The sequence below is a fragment of the Clostridium beijerinckii genome (assembly GCF_018223745.1).
Classification (GTDB): domain Bacteria; phylum Bacillota; class Clostridia; order Clostridiales; family Clostridiaceae; genus Clostridium; species Clostridium beijerinckii.
Genome location: NZ_CP073653.1, coordinates 5191475 through 5212111, shown reverse-complemented (window position 1 = coordinate 5212111; position 20637 = coordinate 5191475). Strand labels below are relative to the sequence as shown.

13 protein-coding genes are annotated in these 20637 nt (G+C 30.6%); 10 read left to right on the top strand and 3 right to left on the bottom strand.

The genetic code is table 11. The annotated features are described in order from the left end of the window. The first annotated feature begins 16 nt into the window (after positions 1–16). On the top strand, positions 17–1498 hold the full coding sequence (locus KEC93_RS23325) for a GH25 family lysozyme (protein ID WP_077868663.1): 1482 nt from the start codon (positions 17–19) through the stop codon (positions 1496–1498). 174 nt (positions 1499–1672) lie between these two features. Further along, positions 1673–2614, top strand: a complete 942-nt coding sequence (locus tag KEC93_RS23320) for a polysaccharide deacetylase family protein (RefSeq protein WP_023975910.1) — start codon at positions 1673–1675, stop codon at positions 2612–2614. 201 nt (positions 2615–2815) lie between these two features. Here the strand turns inward: KEC93_RS23320 and KEC93_RS23315 are convergent, their stop codons facing one another. The 3 genes from KEC93_RS23315 to KEC93_RS23305 form a co-directional block, all read right to left on the bottom strand. Next, positions 2816–3604, bottom strand: coding sequence for a TIGR03943 family putative permease subunit (locus KEC93_RS23315; protein ID WP_077868662.1), 789 nt, complete (start codon positions 3602–3604; stop codon positions 2816–2818). A gap of 77 nt (positions 3605–3681) precedes the next feature. Continuing rightward, positions 3682–5286, bottom strand: coding sequence for a permease (locus KEC93_RS23310; RefSeq protein ID WP_077868661.1), 1605 nt, complete (start codon positions 5284–5286; stop codon positions 3682–3684). 417 nt (positions 5287–5703) lie between these two features. Further along, positions 5704–6579, bottom strand: a complete 876-nt coding sequence (locus tag KEC93_RS23305) for an AraC family transcriptional regulator (RefSeq protein WP_023975907.1) — start codon at positions 6577–6579, stop codon at positions 5704–5706. A gap of 338 nt (positions 6580–6917) precedes the next feature. On the opposite strand from KEC93_RS23305, the gene KEC93_RS23300 reads away from it, so the two are divergent. The 8 genes from KEC93_RS23300 to KEC93_RS23265 all read left to right on the top strand — a co-directional run bounded on the left by KEC93_RS23300 (position 6918) and on the right by KEC93_RS23265 (position 20471). Next, complete coding sequence (locus KEC93_RS23300; protein ID WP_023975906.1) at positions 6918–7592, top strand: GntR family transcriptional regulator; 675 nt, start codon at positions 6918–6920, stop codon at positions 7590–7592. A 178-nt stretch (positions 7593–7770) separates the two neighbouring features. Continuing rightward, entirely contained in the window at positions 7771–8832 is a 1062-nt protein-coding gene (uxuA, locus tag KEC93_RS23295) for a mannonate dehydratase (protein ID WP_023975905.1), read from the top strand. A 122-nt stretch (positions 8833–8954) separates the two neighbouring features. Beyond that, positions 8955–10568 (top strand): mannitol dehydrogenase family protein, encoded by a 1614-nt coding sequence (locus tag KEC93_RS23290; RefSeq protein ID WP_077868660.1) that lies wholly within the window; start codon positions 8955–8957, stop codon positions 10566–10568. A gap of 369 nt (positions 10569–10937) precedes the next feature. Beyond that, the gene (gene uxaC / locus KEC93_RS23285; protein WP_039770745.1) at positions 10938–12341 is read left to right on the top strand and encodes a glucuronate isomerase; all 1404 of its coding nucleotides are present in this window, start codon (positions 10938–10940) and stop codon (positions 12339–12341) included. A 49-nt stretch (positions 12342–12390) separates the two neighbouring features. Continuing rightward, the gene (locus KEC93_RS23280; RefSeq protein ID WP_012060810.1) at positions 12391–13920 is read left to right on the top strand and encodes an MFS transporter; all 1530 of its coding nucleotides are present in this window, start codon (positions 12391–12393) and stop codon (positions 13918–13920) included. Positions 13921–14102: 182 nt separating this feature from the next. Beyond that, a complete protein-coding gene (locus KEC93_RS23275) occupies positions 14103–16613 on the top strand; it encodes a glycoside hydrolase family 31 protein (protein ID WP_077868659.1) in 2511 nt (836 codons plus the stop codon). Between the two features lie 329 nt (positions 16614–16942). After that, positions 16943–17884 carry an alpha/beta fold hydrolase gene (locus KEC93_RS23270; protein WP_077868658.1) on the top strand — a complete coding sequence of 314 codons (942 nt, stop codon included), beginning with the start codon at positions 16943–16945 and terminating at the stop codon, positions 17882–17884. 97 nt (positions 17885–17981) lie between these two features. Continuing rightward, positions 17982–20471: a glycoside hydrolase family 31 protein gene (locus KEC93_RS23265; RefSeq protein ID WP_077868657.1), complete on the top strand. Its 2490-nt coding sequence runs from the start codon at positions 17982–17984 to the stop codon at positions 20469–20471. Positions 20472–20637: the final 166 nt, after the last annotated feature.

Genomic DNA, 20637 nt, shown 5'->3' with positions numbered 1-20637 from the left:
GGAGTGACAGGTTGTTTTGAATATTAAAAAGAGACTAACAATATTATCTGTATTAATTGTACTAATTTTAATTCCAGGATTAAATGTACAAGCTGCAACTAGTGATACTAATATAACCTCCAATATTGGTTGGAAGAATGAGAATGGAGTTTGGTATTATTATAAGTCGGATAATACAAAAGCGATTGGATGGATTAAACCAGATAATAATTGGTACTATTTAAATGAAGATGACGGTAAAATGAAAACTGGGTGGGTAAAAGATAAAGGTAATTGGTATTACATGGATGAAAGTGGGGCTATGGCAAAAGGATGGAAACAGTTAGATGGTGATTGGTATTTCTTAACTGATTCAGGTGCTATGGCAACTGGAATCCGAGATGATGGCTCAAATTTGTACTATTTCAAAGATTCAGGAGTAATGGCAACCAATAGTGGATGGAGTAAAATAAATGATAAATGGTATTACTTCGATAAAGGGGGAAAAATTCATATTGGATGGATCAAGAATAATAATAAATGGTACTATTTAAAGAATGATGGAAGTATGGTAACTGGTATTAATAAGATAGACGGTACAACATACAAATTTACTGATAGCGGAGATATGGAAACTGGATGGATTACTATAAACAATAACTGGTATTACTTTAATAATGATGGAAGCATGGCAACAGGATGGGCTTATCTTAATGGAGCGTGGTATTACTTAGACAAAGACACAGGAAAAATGCTTACTAACACTACTAAAGATGGATATAAGATTGGATCTGATGGTAAGAGGTATGAAGATTCAAGCCAAAATACTTCTGGATCAAGTAGTAGTGGAAGCACTTCAGGTCAAAGTTCTACTGGATCAAGTAGTAGTGGAAGCACTCCAGGGCAAAGTTCTTCCGGTTCAAGCAGTAGTGGGAACACTTTAAGCAAATATTATGGTATAGATATTAGTAATTATGATGGGTACATAGATTTTAATTCAGTAAAATCAAGTGGAGTTCAATTAGTGTATATAAAAGCAACTGAAGGAACAACTTTTATAGATCCGTATTTACAGGCTAATTATAATGGGGCTTCATCAGCTGGATTAAAGGTTGGTTTCTATCACTTCTTAGTTGGGACAAGTGCTCCGGAAACTCAAGCTGATAATTTTTATAATAGCATAAAGGATAAAAGAAACGATTTGAAGCCAATGTTAGATATAGAAGCTACAGGATTTGACATTATGGATTATGCTTTAAGATTTATAGCCGAATTCAAGAAAGTAAGTAATATGGATATAGGTATATACACATATAGCAGCTTCATTAGCAATCTAGACGGCAGATTATCTAACTATCCTTTATGGGAAGCAAATTATAATAACACTCCATTTCAAAATCTGCCAACAAATAAAATATGGTTTTCAAGAGTTGGACATCAATACAGTGAGACAGGATTTGTTAATGGAATAAACCATGATGTTGATTTAGATGAATTTACACAAGGAGTTTTCAAATAATTAGCTACAAATACTCAGTATATATGTTGCAATAGTATACTTAACCTTAAAAGTTCTAATAAGACGAATATTTAATTAAGGGAAATTATAGAATTCAATAGCAACATATACTATGCTGCTATCTAATAAAAAACTATTAAGACACACATAGATAAGACATAAGAGGGATGAAAAATGAAGTATAACAATAGGAATAACCCAAATAAAAACATTAAAGTAGCAAAGATCACAATTCTATTTATTATTATTTCCATATTGGTTATAACAGTAGGTAACATAGTAATGCAAAGATTTTCAAATAATACAAAAACTGTACAAGCACTTGATGGTAACCAGAATGCAAAATCTGAATCAAGTGATAATCAGAGTAAAAGTGAAACGGATAGTGACGAACTTAAATCAGAAAGTAATTCAGAAGTAGAAAACTCAGCATTTGTAGAAAAATATTTAAATCAGCAAATGAAAGGACAAAGGCCTGATGGAGCTGATGGTAAGAAAGTTGTTTATTTGACTTTTGATGATGGGCCATCAGAAACAGTTACCCCTCAGATATTAGATATTCTTAAGAAAGAAGATGTACATGCAACTTTCTTCCTTATAGGAAAATATATAGATAAAGATCAGGCAAGCAAAGATTTAGTAAAAAGGGAGTTTGATGAAGGTAATGCAATAGGTAATCATACTTATTCGCATGATTATAACTACTTATATCCAAATGGAAAAATAAATTTGGAGAATTGTATGTCCGATTTTGAGAAAACAAATCAATCTTTGAAAAATATTTTAGGACAAGATTTTTCAACAAGAGCTGTTAGATTTCCAGGAGGGCAAATGACTTGGGACAAGAAAGATCCGTCAGGAGCAGAAGCTATGGACAAAGCGTTGCATGACAAGGACTATCATCAAATTGATTGGAATTCGTTATCTGGAGATGCAGAAGGTGCTCCTAAAAAAGCAGAACAGTTAAAACAAGAAGTTATAAAAACTGTGGCAAACAGGGAAAAAGCAATAATATTAATGCATGATACGTACGGAAAAGAAGAAACAGCAAAAGCATTGCCAGAAGTTATAGAATATTTAAAGGGACAAGGATATGAATTTAAAATTATAAAATAATTATTAGGCAACTGGACTTGTTGTTTTGGGGATTATGCCTTATATGACTATGCTAATTTTCATTTAATGTTTATATAGCTCTTTATGCTAATAAAACACTAAATGAAAGTGGCATAGTTTATTTTTTTATATAAAGATAATTTTTTAATAGTTATATTTGGCACAGTTTATGACATATTCAATCTAGATAGTTAAGGATTTTTAAAATGGATATAAGTATTCAGTTTTGGGATTAGGATCTTTTTCTATATGTTCGACTACTATAACTGGGTTCACTGCATACTTGACTGTTTCAGTTTTAAGTTTGCCCCTTATTTTTACCCATGTATCCTTACTGTAGATTTCTTGATTATTACTATCACATTTAATTCCTACAACTTGTAAATCAGCTGCACAACACGCCATTACAAATCTACCTATTATGAATTCATTATCGCTAAGGGTTGTGTCTTTATAAACAAATCCTGTTATTTCTATTTCTTGTCCATCATAGTTATTTGCATTCTCTGTAAGTTCATCAAAGGAGTGCAGAAAATTGTTGACATCTACTTCTATAACATTATCTTTAATATATAAATCATCATCATATTTACCCTGCTCAACATTGTTGATCTTTTGGTCTGAGGGATTAGGCTTAGAATTGTCATAAGTTAAATTGGAGCTTAATGATCCGCTAAAATTTGCGCCTATATCATCAGTTTTTATTGAAGAATTTGCACTGGTACTTTGCATGAAAAATACCATAACTAAGGGAATGATGAAGACTACATAATTCCTTAACTTGGTATTCTTCTTTTTGGTTCGACGACTGTCTGTAATTAGAAATAACGCAATTGCAAACATTGCTAGCATTCCTAAAATAGCAAATGGAATAATTCTTGGATGGACATACATTATTATTTCATTATTCTTAATTATCTTAAAGTAAAATATCCCGAAACATAGCAATATCAGTATTTTAATAACTATATCTGAACTAATTCTTTTCATATGCTACCCCTTTCAATTAATTTATCTATAATAGCCATGGAATATATGATAATAGATTGAGCTATTTTTCAATATTATCAAGTTAATTTGCAGTTAATCAAAATGCTAAATGATACTAAAATAATAGTAAATATTAATTTTAATACAAATTTCTTTTTAAAGCTTCCAAAAAGCATCATTGTATTTTTTACATCTAACATGGGTCCAACTACTAAAAATCCAAGTATAGAGCTTATTGGAAAGGCTCTTAAAAAACCTTTGGCAACAAATGCATCTGAAGTTGAACAAACTGAAAGTAAGAAAGATAATAAAATCATTACAAGAAGAGAAACTCTACTATCATTAGAAATGTAAGTATTGCTACTTATAAATGTCATACTTTGAAAAATACTAGATAGAAAAGTTCCAATAATCATATATTTACCTATATTAAAAAATTCATCTCCTGCATGAACGAATATTGCCTTGACTTTTTGTAGCTTACTTTCTGAATAATCCTGTTTACCATCACAAAAACCGCAATCACATGTATCTATATCAGAATTATTTTTTAAAATTTCTTCATCCTTCTTATTAGTAAACTGCATAATTAAACCTACTAAAACAGAGATTAATATTCCAGTAGCTAACCTGTAAATTAAGACAGATACCATACCTGGAAAAGCATAGAGAGTTGCAATAATTGCTATTGGATTTACAATTGGCGCTGCAAGCATAAATGTAATTCCTGCTGCTATAGGAACATTCTTTTTCATAAGCCCTTTAACCACAGGGATTGTCCCACAATCACATATTGGAAATAATAAGCCTGCAAAAGCTGCAATTACACAAGATAAAAAACTATTTTTTGAAAATAGTTTAATAAATGTATCTCTTGATATACAAATTTGAATTATTGAAGATACAAAGCTACCGATAAGAATGAAGGGAAAACCTTGAATTAATATGCTTATAAATACATCATAAAATTTTTTGAATCTATCTAAATACGCACTGGATATCTTAATATTTAATGTTGACATCGTAATCAAAAAAATGAATAAAAATAGTACAAAACCTGAATATAAAAAAGTATTAAAGAATGAAAAACCGTGCCTTGTAGTTTTTACATATTCTTTTTTAGTTGATATTTTATTATCTGTTATGTATAAATGCATTAGTATATCAGCAGTCTCATTAATATTTTCAATTTCTTTTTGTATGTTTAAAAGTTCTTTTTTATCTAACTCGACTACATTGTTCAAAATTATAGTCTCACTATTAAAAATATGAGTGTTAATAATACTTTTCATATTTCTGAAATACATATTAAAGCTTGTTGTATCAATAGTATTTATTATGTTATCAATTCTACATATACTCTTTATCTTTTTTGTATTAAATATATTAATTACTTTAGTAGAATCTTTCATACCATTTATTTCGATAAAAATCCTATTAGGAGCATGTTTACTTACGATTTCGGTTATATAACTTTCATCAATTTCTTTATTCTTATCAACATTAATTACTACTATTGGATTTTTATTATTAAAGTCATCCTGTATTTGACAGTCTCCAAATTCATCTTGTATAACAACGATAACTTCATCTTGTAATTCTTTTCTTTTTAGCATAGAATTTATAAACCTCGTTTTTCCAGAGCCAAGAAATCCAAGAACTATTTCTACATTTGCTTTCATATTTTCACCTCAAAAAAGCCTATTCAAATTATTTACGAATTTTTTATTTCAACAAGTTTTGGTGTACATTTAAATAAATTATATATATCTACACAAAAAATTACAAGAATAGTACTTACATATGCTATTCTTGTAATAAATTATTAATAATGAGTTTGTATCTTGTTCATTTAAAATTTATTAATTAAAGAATTAAGTAAAATCCTTAAAGTATTCCGTTGATGTACATATGTTGCAATTAGTTCTCTACATTATATGCCTTGTCCAGTTATTCTCTAATCATATAGATTTTAGCACGGTTTTGTTATTGAAAAAGATATATAAGATAAATTTAAATATGTTATTTCCTTTTTTTAATAGAAAAAGCTATTGAAATATTTATTATAAAACTATATATCATAAAATTTCTAATGTTTATTATTTCTTCAAATTAGATTCAACCATAAGTTCATAGAATTGTTTAGGGGAAATGCTGTATTCATTCTTAAAGGCTCTAAAAAAATTTGAGTAATCACCAAATCCAGATTGTTTGTAAACGCTATTTATCGGATAATTTTTAAGAATTAATTCTTTAGCTTGTATTAATTTTTTTTGTACGATATACCTATGGATTGTAGTACCAGTATACTTTTTGAATTCTCTAGATAAATGGAATTTACTAAGATAAAATTCTTTAGAAAGCTCATCAATTGTAAGTTCTTCATTAATATGATTATTAATATATTCAACTATTCCATCAATTAAGCTGCTCTTCGTCACATCAATGTCAAAATCAGATTTATGACTTAAAACAAGATTATTTAACTGTATTATAAGTTCTATAATATAGGCTTTATATAGCAAATCTTTACCTAAGCCTTTGTAGTTTTCAAGTTCAAGTAGCTTGCTAAGTTGTGCTCTTACATTCTGCTGAATTTGAAAATCAGCTCTTATAACATTTGCTTTCTCTACGTTTTCAAAGCACTGGGTAAGATCCGTTTCTGGCGTTGACAATTCATTTAGAAAAGATTTGTTGATCCAGAGTACAATACGCTCATAAGGCATTTTCATGCTATTAATAACAGCGCGGTGTAGTTCTCTTGTATTAATTAATACTATGTCACCTGATTTTAGATTATATGACTTACCTTCTATCAAATATGTAACATCTCCAGAAAGGTATAGATAAAACTCATAAAAGTCATGATTGTGTAGGTATTGAAATGGTACATCAGTATTTAAGAAGTGAAAGATTTCGTAGTCACTGGAAAGCATATGTTTTCGTGTAAAAAACTCATGTATTTTTCTCTTCATTGATATCACCTCTTCGACGAATTGTATAAATTGCGATAAAATTACTGAATTATTAAACAATTAAACGTTTTAAATTGTGAAAGAGATTATTTGTATAAGTGATTTTTAATAAAACTGAGATACATTATATTTTACTATAGCAATTTTTGCAAGTTTTGAAGCAATTAAAACATATTTTTTATATAGTTGTATAGCTATAATTTAATCATAGCAATTAGGGAAAAGCAAGTGAAAAGATTTACTATACAAGTCTTTGTAAACGATTCTTAGACAGCAAGACTATACTCATAGTTACCATACAAGTATGGTAAAACACGCCAATGGGGGAGAATATAAGTATGACTTTTAAAATAAGTAAGAATTCTACGAGTAAGGTTATATATCATAATCTCAGAGAAGAAATTATTAATCTATATCTTGAGCCTGGTACAAGCATTTCTGAAAAAGAACTTTCTGAAAAATATAATGTAAGCAGAACTCCAGTTAGAGAGGCTCTTGTTCGATTAGCTCAAGAAGGCTTAGTACAAATTTATCCTCAGAAAGGCACAGTTGTTTCATTAATTGACTTATCTGCTGTTGAAGAAGAAAGATTTTTACGTGAGCATTTAGAAAGAGCTGTAGTAAAAGAAGCCTGCATGGAATTTCCAAAGGAAAATATATTGGCTTTGGAAATGAATTTAAAGTTTCAAAAAATGTATATAGAAAATAAAGATTATAAAAAATTATTTAATACAGATGAAGAATTTCACAAGATAATTTTTGAAGGATGCAGCAAGAAGAGGATATGGAATAGTATTAATGATGGAAGTACCGAATTTCAAAGAATTCGTGTATTAAGATTAACAGTTAATTCTAGTTGGGATAATATCTATCTGCAGCACAAAGAAATATTTAATGCTATAAAAAATAAAAATCCAGAGATGGCAGAAGAATTCATGAAGAAGCATTTAAATATGGTCATCTTTGATAAAACACAAGTAAGAGAAAGTTATCCTAATTATTTCAAAGATTAGGGGTATATAACATATTTAAATATTAGATGCCATGATATTTAAATCATCTGATATTAAAAAAATTTTCAATTTAGGGAGGTGAGGCCTATATAGAGCATTCAATTTAAACTCTTTATATGCTGGCAAAAAAACTATACGGTAAAACCAAATTAGATAAAATGACAGGAGGTATATTATTATGAAAATGGGTTTCAGATGGTATGGTGAAGGTAACGATACCGTAACACTTGAGCAAATTAAACAGATTCCCGGTGTAGAAACGATTGTTTGGGCTCTTCATGATATGGCAGCTGGTGATGAATGGCCTATGGAAAAAATTCTTGAAGTAAAGAAATCAGCTGATAAATATGGATTTAATTTAGATGTTGTTGAAAGTGTTAATGTTCATGAGGACATTAAATTAGGACTTCCAACTAGAGATAAATATATTGAAAATTACAAAAAGACAATAGAGAAACTAGCCAAGGTTGGCGTAAAAGTAATTTGCTATAACTTTATGCCGGTATTCGATTGGTTGAGAACTGACTTGTACAAAAAAACAGAAGATGGTTCAACAGCTCTTTTCTATGAAAAAGCAAGGATTACAGATATAGATCCAATGGAGTTGGTTAACAAGATAGCATCAAATCCAGATCTCACAATGCCAGGTTGGGAGCCAGAAAGATTAAAGAATCTGACACAACTTTTTGAAGCATATAAAAATGTTACAGAAGAAGATTTATGGAATAACTTGAAATATTTCTTGGAGCAAATTATTCCTGTAGCTGAAATCAATGATATTAAGATGGCAGTTCATCCGGATGATCCACCTTGGTCAATATTTGGTTTACCAAGGATAGTTAAAAGTAGAAACGACTTAGCAAGATTATTAAAGCTTGTTGATAGTCCATATAACTGCCTTACTCTTTGTAGCGGTGCTATAGGCTCAAATCCTAATAACGATGTGCCAGCAATGATAAGAGAATTTGGAAACAGAATTGCCTTTGCTCATATTAGAAATGTAAAGATTTATGAAAATGGTGATTTTATTGAAACATCTCATAGAACTTGTGATGGCTCATTAGATATATGTGACATAGTAAAAGCTTACCATGAATTTGGATTTACTGGATATGCGAGACCAGATCATGGAAGACATATATGGAATGAGCAGTGTAGACCAGGTTATGGACTTTATGATAGAGCTCTTGGAATTATGTATATCTGGGGGATATGGGATACACTACAAAGAACTAAATAAGGCTTAAGAATAAATAAAATTAGAGATTGCAATAAAATCTTGGATTTATTAATCCTAAGATATAAAAGATAATTAAAATTGGTAATGCTATTAATAGTAGTTTTAAAGAGGTGAAAATAGGAATGAGTAATGCCAAATTAATACTAAGCAAAGAAAGTATTAAAAACAGCGAGTTATGGGAAAATGCTGGAATAGAACTTCCAAAGTTTGATCATGATAAGATGTCAACTTTAACTAAGGAAAATCCTACTTGGGTGCACTTTGGAGCAGGAAATATATTTAGAGGCTTTATAGCGATGTTGCAACAAGAACTTTTAAACAATAAAAGAGTAACTGGAGGTATTGTTGCTGTAGAAGGATATGACTATGAAATAATAGATAAAATTTATGCGCCTCATGATGATTTAAGTTTGTTAGTAATTATGAAACCAGATGGAAGCTTGGAGAAAAAAGTTGTAGGAAGCATAGGAGAAAGCCTAGCTTGTGACTATTCAAGGGGACAAGATTGGAATAGATTGAAAGATATATTTTCAAATCCAGCATTACAAATAGCAAGTTTTACGATAACTGAAAAAGGTTATAGTGTAAAAAATCTATTTAAAGAAGATATAACAGATGGATTAGAACATCCTGTAAGTATTATTGCTAAAGTTACTTCCTTAGCATATGTGAGATATAAGAATGGACAACTTCCAATAGCTTTTGTGAGTATGGACAATTGTTCGAAAAATGGTGAAAAGCTTCATGATGCAATGGAAACAATAGCAAAGAAATGGACTGAAAATGGATTAGTTGATAAAGGATTTCTACAATATATCAATGATGATAAAAAGGTATCGTTCCCTTGGAGTATGATAGATAAAATTACGCCTAGACCATCTCAAAGTGTTAAAGATACTCTAGGAGAAAACGGTTTTTACAGTACTGAGATTATATGTACTAGCAAGAATACTTATATTGCACCTTTTGTAAATGTAGAAGGACCTCAGTATCTTGTTATAGAAGATGATTTCCCAAATGGACGAATGGCATTAGAAGAGGCTGGAGTATTTTTAACAAACAGAGAAACAGTCGAGAGAGTTGAAAAAATGAAGGTTTGTACTTGTTTAAATCCGCTACACACTTCTTTAGCAGTCTTTGGATGTTTACTTGGATATAATTTAATTGCAGACGAAATGAAAGACCAAACTCTAAAGAAACTAGTAGAAAAGATTGGGTACGACGAAGGAATGCCAGTTGTTGTTGATCCTGGAATATTAAAACCTGAAGATTTTATTAAAGAAGTACTTGAAGTTAGACTTCCGAACCCATATATACCAGATACTCCTCAAAGGATTGCATCAGATACATCTCAAAAGGTTGGTATAAGATTTGGGGAGACAATCAAGGCTTACAGAGATAGAGTAGATTTAGATACTAAAAACCTTAAATACATTCCGCTTGTTATTGCAGGTTGGTGCAGATATTTAATGGGAATAGCTGATGATGGTAATGCAATGGAATTAAGTCCAGATCCATTATTAGATGAACTAAATAAATATGTAGCTAATATAAAATTAGGAACTATAGAACAATTAGGAGATACTCTAAAACCGATACTAATGGATGAAGAAATTTTTGGCGTAGATCTTTATGTCATAGGATTAGGAGAAAAAATTGAAGGTTATTTCACCGAAATGATTTCTGGAACTGGTGCTGTTAGGTCTACTTTAGAAAAGTACTTAGAATGCAGATAGTTTATGGTGAAATTGAGATATGTAAAAAATAACATTTTTATCATTCCAGTTTATTATATTCTGGCAAATAATATAAACAAAGAATGATAAAAATGCTAAGAAAATTATTAAGAAATACATTATAACACAAATTGTACTAACTAACAATCTTGCTTAGATTATGAAGATTTAAAGAAATATTAGAGTTGGGAACATAATCTAAGTAATGAAAATTTACAAAGATTAGTGTAAAAGAAAACGTTATAGTAGGGTGTTGGATATATAAAGATTACGATAATGTACTCTAATTAGCAGAGTGTGTACCGTTAAATAAAATCCATTCAATACTTTACAAATATTAAACTTTTATTTGAAAGTAGGATGATGAATTTGAAGAAATTTATGGATGAAAATTTCTTATTATCTAATAAAACAGCTATAGAGTTATATCATAATTATGCAAAGAATATGCCTATTATCGATTATCATTGTCATATTGATCCTAAGGAGATATATGAAAATAAAAAATTTAATAACATAACTGAAGCATGGTTGTACGGGGATCACTACAAATGGAGAGTAATGAGATGTAATGGTATAGATGAAAAATATATTACAGGTGATGGCAGTGATTATGATAAATTTTTAGCTTGGGCAAAAACCATACCTATGTCTATAGGAAATCCTCTTTATCATTGGACTCACTTAGAGCTTCAAAGGTTCTTTAAAATATATGAACCGCTTGATGAAGACACTGCTCCAGCAATTTGGAAAAAAGCAAACGAATTATTGAGTGGAGAAGGATTTAGAGCAAGAGATTTAATTACAAAATCAAAGGTTGAAACTATATGTACAACTGATGATCCTACTGATACTTTAGAATATCACATTAAGCTTAAAGAAGACGAGAGTTTTAATGTAAATGTTTTACCAACTTTCAGGCCAGATAAAGGAATAGAAATAAACTTAGATGGTTTTGTTTTATGGGTAAAAAAATTAGAAGGAATATCGGAGATCACTATAAGTAATTATGATGAATTTCTAAATGCATTTGACTCAAGAGTAAGGTATTTCCATTCGGTTGGATGTAGGATAGCAGACCATGGTATAGATGGGACAGTAGTTTATGCAGATGCATCAAAAGAAGATGCAGCAGCTATATTTGCTAAAGCCTTAAATGGAGAAGTAGTAAGCATTGATGAAGAAAAGAAGTATAAAACTTATACATTAACACATGTATTTAAACTTTATCATGAACTTGGATGGGCTATGCAGCTTCATATAGCTGCGCTAAGGAATAATAATAACAGAATGTTCGAAAAAATAGGCCCTAATACAGGATTTGATTCAATTAATGATGAGAGTATAGCGTACCCATTATCTAGAATTTTAGATTCTGTAGATAAGGAAAATTCACTTCCTAAAACAATTTTATATACGTTGAATCCAAAGGATAATTATGTTCTTGGAGCTATGATAGGAAATTTTCAGGGAGAGGGGATTCCAGGAAAAATGCAATTTGGTGCAGCTTGGTGGTTTAACGATAATAAAGATGGAATGATTGAACAAATGAAAGTGTTAGCAAATCTTGGATTATTAGGTCGTTTTGTTGGAATGTTAACGGATTCTAGAAGCTTCTTATCATATACAAGACATGAGTATTTTAGAAGAATTGCCTGCAATTTAATCGGAGAATGGGTAGAAAATGGTGAAGTACCAGGAAATATTAAATTGCTAAAAACAGTTGTTGAAGGTATATGCTACAACAATGCAAAGGAATACTTCAATATTTAGATATAAGATTGCTAATTAAAAATATTAATTAAAGAAAGAGGTAGATTATATGTCTATAAAAGATAAAAAGATTACTTTACCTAGATGTATTGGATATGGATTAGTTGATATAATGGGCGGCGGAGCCTTTACAATAATTGGAGCTTTCTTATTGTTTTTCTATACAACTTATTGTGGACTTACACCTATACAAGGGGCATCTATTGTTGCAGTTGCTCGTTTTGTAGATGCAATTGCCAGTCTTTTTATAGGGAGTATATCTGATAATTTTTATAAAACTAAGCTTGGAAAGATATTTGGAAGACGTCGTTTCTTTTTATTAATTGGAGCGCCATTAATGGCAATCTATGTATTAATATGGACAATAGGAATGAATTACTGGTTTTATTTAAGTTGCTATTTATTATTTGAAATAGTTGCAGCCATGGTATTAATTCCATGGGAAACACTACCGACTGAAATGACAACTAACTACTCTGATAGAACTAAAATTTCTACTTGCAGATTAGTTATTTCTTCTTTAGGTCAGTTCTTAGGGACCTTTGTTCCTGCACAATTGATTGGACATTTTGGCCAAAAGAATCCTTATGCATATTTCTATAATGGATTATTTTTTGCAATATTGTATGCGATTTGTATATTTATAACATATAAAGCGACTTGGGAGAGAGAAATTACACCAGCGATGGAGCAAGAATTATTGGCTGCATCTCAATCTAAAGGGAATAGGAATTTTAGTGATTACTTAAAAGTGCTTGGGGAATATGCATCTACATTTAAGCTAAAAAGTTTCAGGAAACATTTAGGACTTTATTTATTATCGTTTACTGCTGGGGATATATTTAATGCTGTATTTTTATTTTTCTGTGTTTATAATTTAAAGGTTTCATCATCTTTTGGTGCATATTTGCTTTCATTTAGCATTATTGGTATACCAGGAACAATTATAGGTGGAATTTTATTTTTAAAACTTGGACCTACTAAATTATATAAGATTACGTATACATTTATGATATTAAGTGTACTAGCATATTATGGAGTTTATTTAGCTGATCCTGAAGCTAAGACTGCTATTTTACTTGGAATATCTATAGTTTACTTTGCATTTAGATCCTTGGCGGTTCTAACTCCTTGGACAGTGTTCCCATTTATTCCTGATGTTGATGAAATTGTTTCGATGAAAAGAAGAGAGGGACTTTTTGCAGCAGTTATGACTTTTACTAGAAAGAGCACTGTAGCCATTGCTACATTTTTAATCGGCGTTGTGTTGCAAGAAGGAGGATTTGTTAAAGGTCAAGAGGTTCAATCTCCTCAAACAGTACAGATTATTGGATATGTTTTACTTATTGGATGTGTTGGTTTGTTTGCATTATCATTAATACTTGCATTTACTTTTAAGCTTAATAAAGAAACTCATCAGATATTAATAGATGAAGTTGAACGTTTGAAAAATGGTGGTTTAAAAGATGATGTTGACTCAAACACAAAAGAAGTTGTTGAAAGTCTTACTGGATATAAATATGAGGATGTTTGGAAACAGAATTTTACACAAGATAATTTAATGAATAGTATCAGTTAAGTTATTTTGCTACTCTTATAATGTTATATAGATATAGGTTGTTAAATAATTGAGTTTTGACAGTTGTTGAAAAAAATCATAATTGAACAACCTATATAACAAGTTTATAAACGGGCAATCTACGCCTTAATAGGTTGTTGATAGATTAATAAGTATAAATTAGTAGTTTAGGAGGAAGTTACATGTTATTAAAGGAATTTATGTCTATAAATAGAATACAGAATGGTTATTTAGTGAAGGGGGATACCGCAGATATAAAAATAATTTTTATGTCAGATGATATTATACGTGTTAGAGCTTCTTTTGATAGAAAGTTTGAGGAAGCATCTTATACATTGGTTACGACTGCATGGGAGGATCGTTTTGATTCTTTACTTGCAGAAGAACGTGAAAGAATAGAAGCATTAGATATTCCTTTTGAAGAAAATGAAAAAGAAATTATATTTTATACAAAAACATTGAAATTAGTACTAGCTAAATCACCATTACATTTTTCTATATATAAATTAAATGGAGAAAAGTTATACAGTGATCTTGTAGATAGAGCTTTTGAATGTGATCAACTAGGAAGAATTTCTCATTATAATGAGGTTGATTTACAAAATGATCATTTCTACGGATTTGGTGAAAAGACTGGAAAGTTAGATAAAATGGGTAGAAGAATGCGTATGTCGCCTAAAGATGCAATTGGGCATGATCCTGAATTTGGAGATCCTTTATATAAACATATCCCATTTTATATTAAGTTAAATAACAATAATCATCATGCCATTGGACTTTTCTATCATAATTCCTATGATTCAGTATTTGATATGGGTAATGAAATTAGTGGATATTGGCCTCGTTATAGTTATTATCAAGCTGATGGAGGAGACATTGATCTATTCTTTATCAATGGACCAAAAGTTGAACAAGTCTTAGATAATTACACAAAACTTACAGGAAAGCAGGCAATGCCTCCTAAACAAAGCTTAGGTTATACAGCTTCTACAATGTATTATGCTGAACTTGAAAAAGATTGCGATAAGGAAATATATGAAGTAATTAAAAAGCATTTTGATGAAAAAATGTATATAGACAACTTTAAACTAGCATCTGGTTATTCCTCTGGAGAAGAAGATAATTTAAGATATATTTTCAATTGGAACAAAAAGAGATTCCCGAATCCAGATGAATTTATGAAAAAAATGAATGAAATGGGCCTTAATGTTATACCAAATTTAAAACCAGGGATTTTAGCTAAGCATCCGTATAAAAAAGAATTTGAAGAAAATGAGGTATTTATTAAAAATCCAGATGGAAAAGGAGATTATAATGGCCGTTGGTGGGGCGGTGTTGGAAGATTTGTAGATTTTACTAAGCCATCAGGTAGAGAAACGTGGAAGAAGCTACTTAAAGAAAATATTTTAAGCAAAGGAACTATAACCGTTTGGAATGACAACTGTGAATATGATGGAATAGAGGATCGTAATGCTGTATGTGATTTTGATGGAAAACCAGGCACTATGGCGGAACTTAAAATAATGCATTCTAATTTAATGGCTTATGTTGGAAAGCAAGCTGTAGCTGAACTTTATCCAAACCGCCGTCCATATATTATAAACCGTGCTGGATTTGCAGGTATTCAAAGGTATGCACAAACATGGGCAGGGGATAATTTAACAGACTGGCGTACATTAAAATTTAATATAGCAACTATTGTTGGAATGGGGTTATCAGGAGTAGCAAATACAGGTTGTGATATCGGGGGCTTTGCAGGAGGTGCTCCAGAAGGAGAACTATTACTAAGATGGATTCAAAATGGTATATTCCAGCCAAGATTCTGCATTAATTCAGCCAATAATGATAATACTGTTACTCAGCCATGGATGTATGAAGAAAATAATGAATTTGTACGTAATGCATATAGTCAGCGTTATAGAATGTTACCATATCTATATTCTTTAATGTATGAAGCTCATACTACTGGTAAATCAATAATGCGTCCATTACTCATGGAATTCCAAGATGATGTTAATTGTTATGATGATCAATATATGACATTTATGTTTGGGCCATCTGTTTTAGTTGCAAATGTATTGGAAAAGGGAGCGAAGTCAAGAAAACTTTACTTGCCAGAAGGCTGTACTTGGTATGATATGAATAATAATATGGCTGAATATAAAGGCGGACAAGTAATAGAAATTCCAGTTACCCTTAACAGTATTCCTATGTTTCTAAGAGGCGACGGAATTTTCATAACAAACGAAGAAGTAAAGCATATTACTACGGATAAAATGAAGACATTAGACATTTTAATCGGTGGAGAAGCAGAAAGAAGCTTCAATTTCTACAATGATGATGGTGTAACTAATGATTTTGAAAAAGGTATATATGAAAATACAGAAATCAATGTAAGCGGAGGAGCACGTAAGAAAATTTCTTTCAAGACAATAGGAAGTTATGAAGGTGGAATATCTGATCTTACGATTAAATTAGTAAGTAAAGAGAAAGGTGCATATTGGGTTTCTGTAGACAATGAACAAATACCGCGTTTCTTAAACAAATCATCTTGGGAAAAAGCAGAACAAGGATGGTACTATGAATTATCAGATAGAACAGTGTTAGTAAAATGCAAGAAACCAGCAAAGAAAGAATTTGATATTGTTGTTTCTTGTGAAAGATTTGATTTAATTGGTATGGGAGACGAATAGTACTGAATGCTTAAACCTAGACTTATACCATGACTCACCGAAAGGACAGGTACTCTGTTGTTTCGGTTACTGAGAATAAGTTTAGGATTTCTACCATCAGAAGTTGCACCATTTCTGCATGTTCCCCAGACAAGCTGGTGACAAGCAAATATGGAACAACTTCTGATGAAGAAATGCCTGAAACTTATTCTCTAATGTAACACTGCACAAAAGAGTACCTGCCCTTTCTGGTAAAGCATATTCTTAAAGGCATAAGTCCAAGTTATAAGGTATTTATCTAATAATAGAAAAAATAGTATTAAAATTTATCTAAGCAAAGGAGAATTGTTATGGCTTTTCAAGAAAAAAGTTTTGAATCATTTAATAAAAGGGATATGGTACAAGCTTGGATTTATACTCCTCTCCGTAAACCAAGGGGAATCATTCAGCTTGTGCATGGGTATCATGAACATTCACGTAGATATATGCACATGATATTAAAATTGAATGACGCAGGGTTTATAGTTGCTGCGGATGATCATGTAGGACATGGAAAAACCGCTTATGTTTCGGACAATTGGAGTGATTGGGGAGATAAAGGTTATATGACAATGGTAGAAGATGAACATTCACTTCGTAAAATTGTTCAAGAAGAATATCCAGATTTACCTTATTTTATGTTTGGGCATAGCATGGGATCGATGGTTGCAAGATGTTATGCTACCATTTATGGAAAAGGAATTGATGGTTTGATTTTATGTGGAACTTCAGGAGTAATTCAAACAGCAAGTTCAGTAATACCTGTTTTTAAAAATCTAATAGATGAAGGTAGAGGAGAAGAAGTTGATCCTTCTTGCTTAGAGATGCTCATGGGATGGATGTGGAAAACAGAACGTTATGAAGAAAATCCTGTTACCTCAAATACATGGGCATGTGGTGATCCTGATGTAAATGCAGACCATGCAAGAGATATATATAGTGATCTTCTAATACAGCCTAATATACGTTCACTATATTATTTTGCAAATTTAATGAATGATATTGTTGGTGTTAAGTGGGCAGAGAAAGTGCCAACATCAATTAAAGTTTACAATATTGCAGGAGATAAAGATCCAGTAGGTTTGTATGGAGAAGGTGTTTATGCTGTATCAAATTGGCTTGCAGAAACAGGGCACATGGTAAAGACAAAAGTTTATTCGGGATATCGTCATGAAATACAATATTATTTAGATATTAGGGATGAAGTTGAAGATGGAATCATAGATTTTGTGAACTGTATTATTAAGAAATAGATAAGCATTTCTAAATTCGCTAAAATAGTTGATAAGACGAGGCTTATATTGCAAATAAGGTGAAAATTATAAAATAAATATACTAGGAGATAGCATTATGAAGATAAGTAATAAAATTATAAGTCTAAAAAATATTGATAATTATTTAGAAATCACTACCAATGCAGCTAAATATAGAATTATACTTTTAAATGATAATATAGTAAGAGTTCGCTGTACTTTTGATGAGGAGTTTCAAGAAGAAGCATCATATGCTTTAGTTATGACAGCTTGGAAAGATAAAATGGACGAGTTATTAAAAGATGAAAGAAAACAAGTAGAAGCAATTAGCAGTAGTTATGAAGATTTAGGTAATTATATTTTATTAACTACAAAAAGTTTAAATATAAATATTTATAAAGAACCTTTTGGAGTAGAGATTACAGATAAGCAAGGTAATATATTACATTCAGATTTAAAAGAAAAATCATATGTAAAAGATAGCTTAGGAAGAATTTATCATTATTCATGTATGGATGATGAAGATTATTTTTATGGATTTGGGGAAAAAGCTGGGTATTTAAATAAGAAAAAGAGAAGAATGAGAATGCATAATGTAGATACTATAGGTTATGATTCAGAACATACAGATCCATTATATAAGCATATACCTTTTTATATAAAATTTAATAATAAAAATAGCATAGCTAGCGGAATATTCTATAACAATTCTTATGATTCCACTTTTGATATGGGATGTGAAAGAAGTGGATATTGGAATAAATACAGTTATTTCTGTGCTGATGGTGGAGAATTAGATACATTTTTCATCTATGGACCTAAAATCAAAGATGTGGTAAGAAATTATACTGATTTAACAGGAAAAACTGCAATGTCTACAAAGTATTCTTTAGGATATATGGGATCAACTATGTATTATACAGAATTAGATAAAGATTCAGATAAAGCTATCTTACGATTTTTAGATAGATGTAAAGAAGAAGGAATCCCTTGTGATGGTTTCTTTATGTCATCAGGATATACTACAGGGGAAGATGGAAAAAGATATGTATTCAATTGGAATTATGATAGATTCAAAAACCCTGAAGATTTTGTAAGCCAAGTGAAGGAAAAAGGGGCTTGTGTGGCACCTAACATAAAACCAGGTATGTTAATTTCTAATCCGCTATACAAAGAATTTGATGAAGCCGGGGCTTATATAAAGGATGACGAAGGAGAAAAATCTCAAACAGATAGATATTGGGGAGGTCAAGCTTCTTTTGTAGATTTTACAAATCCTAAGGGAAGAGAATTATGGAAAAAGCATTTAAAAGAATCTTTAGTTTCACTAGGAATCACATCTATATGGAATGATAATAATGAGTATGAAATAAATAATACGGAAGCAATTTGTCATTTCGAGGGCATGAAGAAAGAAATAAGTGGTTTAAGACCAATAATGCCAAATTTAATGGCACTTATGGCAAAGGAAACAGTCGCAGAAGTTTATCAAAATATAAGACCATATATAGTGAATAGGGCTGGATTTGCAGGGATTCAACGTTATGCTCAAACATGGGCTGGAGATAATAATACAAGCTGGAAGAGTTTAAAATTCAATATTCCAGTAATGCTTGGAATGGGCCTTTCAGGAGTTGCAAATCAAGGATGTGATATAGGAGGATTTTTTGGACCAGCACCTGAGCCTGAGCTATTTGTAAGATGGGTTCAAAATGGAATATTCCAGCCAAGATTCTCAATTCATTCTTGCAATACTGATAATACTGTTACAGAACCATGGATGTATCCATCTTATACAAAATATATAAAAGAAGCTATAAAACTTAGATATAAATTAGTACCATACTTATATTCATTGTTATTTGAAGCATCTAAAGAAGGATCACCAATTATGAGGCCTTTAATATATGAATTCCAAGATGATAAAAAATTACTTGAGGAAAGCTTTGATTTTATGCTTGGAAGTTCTATTTTGATTGCAAACGTCCTAGAAAAAGGTGCAAAAACAAGAAAAGTATATTTACCTGAAGGAGCTGTTTGGTTTGATTGGGATACAAAACAGACATATGAAGGTGGACAGACGATTGAAGTTGAAGTTTCATTAAACTCAATTCCTATGTTCTTTAGAAGTGGAGCAATAATTCCAATTGCTGAAGGCTTAGCTAATATTCATAATGATTCAATAGAAACACTTAAGCTTCTAATAGAGCCATCAGAGGAATCAAGCTTTGTATTATATGAAGACGATGGTGTAACTAATAACTACAAAAATGGTGAATACTTAAAGACGTTAATATCAGTGAAGAGAGAAAATAGTGTTAAAATTGCATTTGAAAAAGAAGGCGGATATGACAAGCAGCCTAAAGAAATTAATATAGATTTAATATGTAAGGATATAGCTCCAGTTCAAGTTAACTTAAGAGATAAAAAGCTTGCCATGTTCCTAGATATAAAAGAATGGGAATTAAGCGAAGAAGGTTGGTATTTTGATATAGAACAAAAAACAACTAAAATAAAATATAAGAACATAAATGAAAATCATGATCTTAATGTTAATTTTAGCGTTAAAGATTTAATTTCTATATAAATTGCAATATGCATAGTTATATGTAAATATACATGAGAAAAAAGTATGATATAGATGCATTCATCTTACTTAAGATAGTTTATGTTTGTAAGAAATTATGGCACTAGTTATAATAAAATAAATGAAAAAATAATATAAATAAATAGAAGAGAATAAAATTAATAAT

Bases quoted from the DNA above. Each gene is read 5' to 3' on its own strand.
- KEC93_RS23315 (WP_077868662.1), bottom strand. From the start codon at position 3,604: ATGAAAAGAATTAGTTCAGATATAGTTATTAAAATACTGATATTGCTA.
- KEC93_RS23320 (WP_023975910.1), top strand. From the start codon at position 1,673: ATGAAGTATAACAATAGGAATAACCCAAATAAAAACATTAAAGTAGCA.
- KEC93_RS23290 (WP_077868660.1), top strand. From the start codon at position 8,955: ATGAGTAATGCCAAATTAATACTAAGCAAAGAAAGTATTAAAAACAGC.
- KEC93_RS23270 (WP_077868658.1), top strand. From the start codon at position 16,943: ATGGCTTTTCAAGAAAAAAGTTTTGAATCATTTAATAAAAGGGATATG.
- KEC93_RS23275 (WP_077868659.1), top strand. From the start codon at position 14,103: ATGTTATTAAAGGAATTTATGTCTATAAATAGAATACAGAATGGTTAT.
- KEC93_RS23265 (WP_077868657.1), top strand. From the start codon at position 17,982: ATGAAGATAAGTAATAAAATTATAAGTCTAAAAAATATTGATAATTAT.
- KEC93_RS23300 (WP_023975906.1), top strand. From the start codon at position 6,918: ATGACTTTTAAAATAAGTAAGAATTCTACGAGTAAGGTTATATATCAT.
- uxuA (WP_023975905.1), top strand. From the start codon at position 7,771: ATGAAAATGGGTTTCAGATGGTATGGTGAAGGTAACGATACCGTAACA.
- KEC93_RS23280 (WP_012060810.1), top strand. From the start codon at position 12,391: ATGTCTATAAAAGATAAAAAGATTACTTTACCTAGATGTATTGGATAT.
- KEC93_RS23305 (WP_023975907.1), bottom strand. From the start codon at position 6,579: ATGAAGAGAAAAATACATGAGTTTTTTACACGAAAACATATGCTTTCC.
- KEC93_RS23310 (WP_077868661.1), bottom strand. From the start codon at position 5,286: ATGAAAGCAAATGTAGAAATAGTTCTTGGATTTCTTGGCTCTGGAAAA.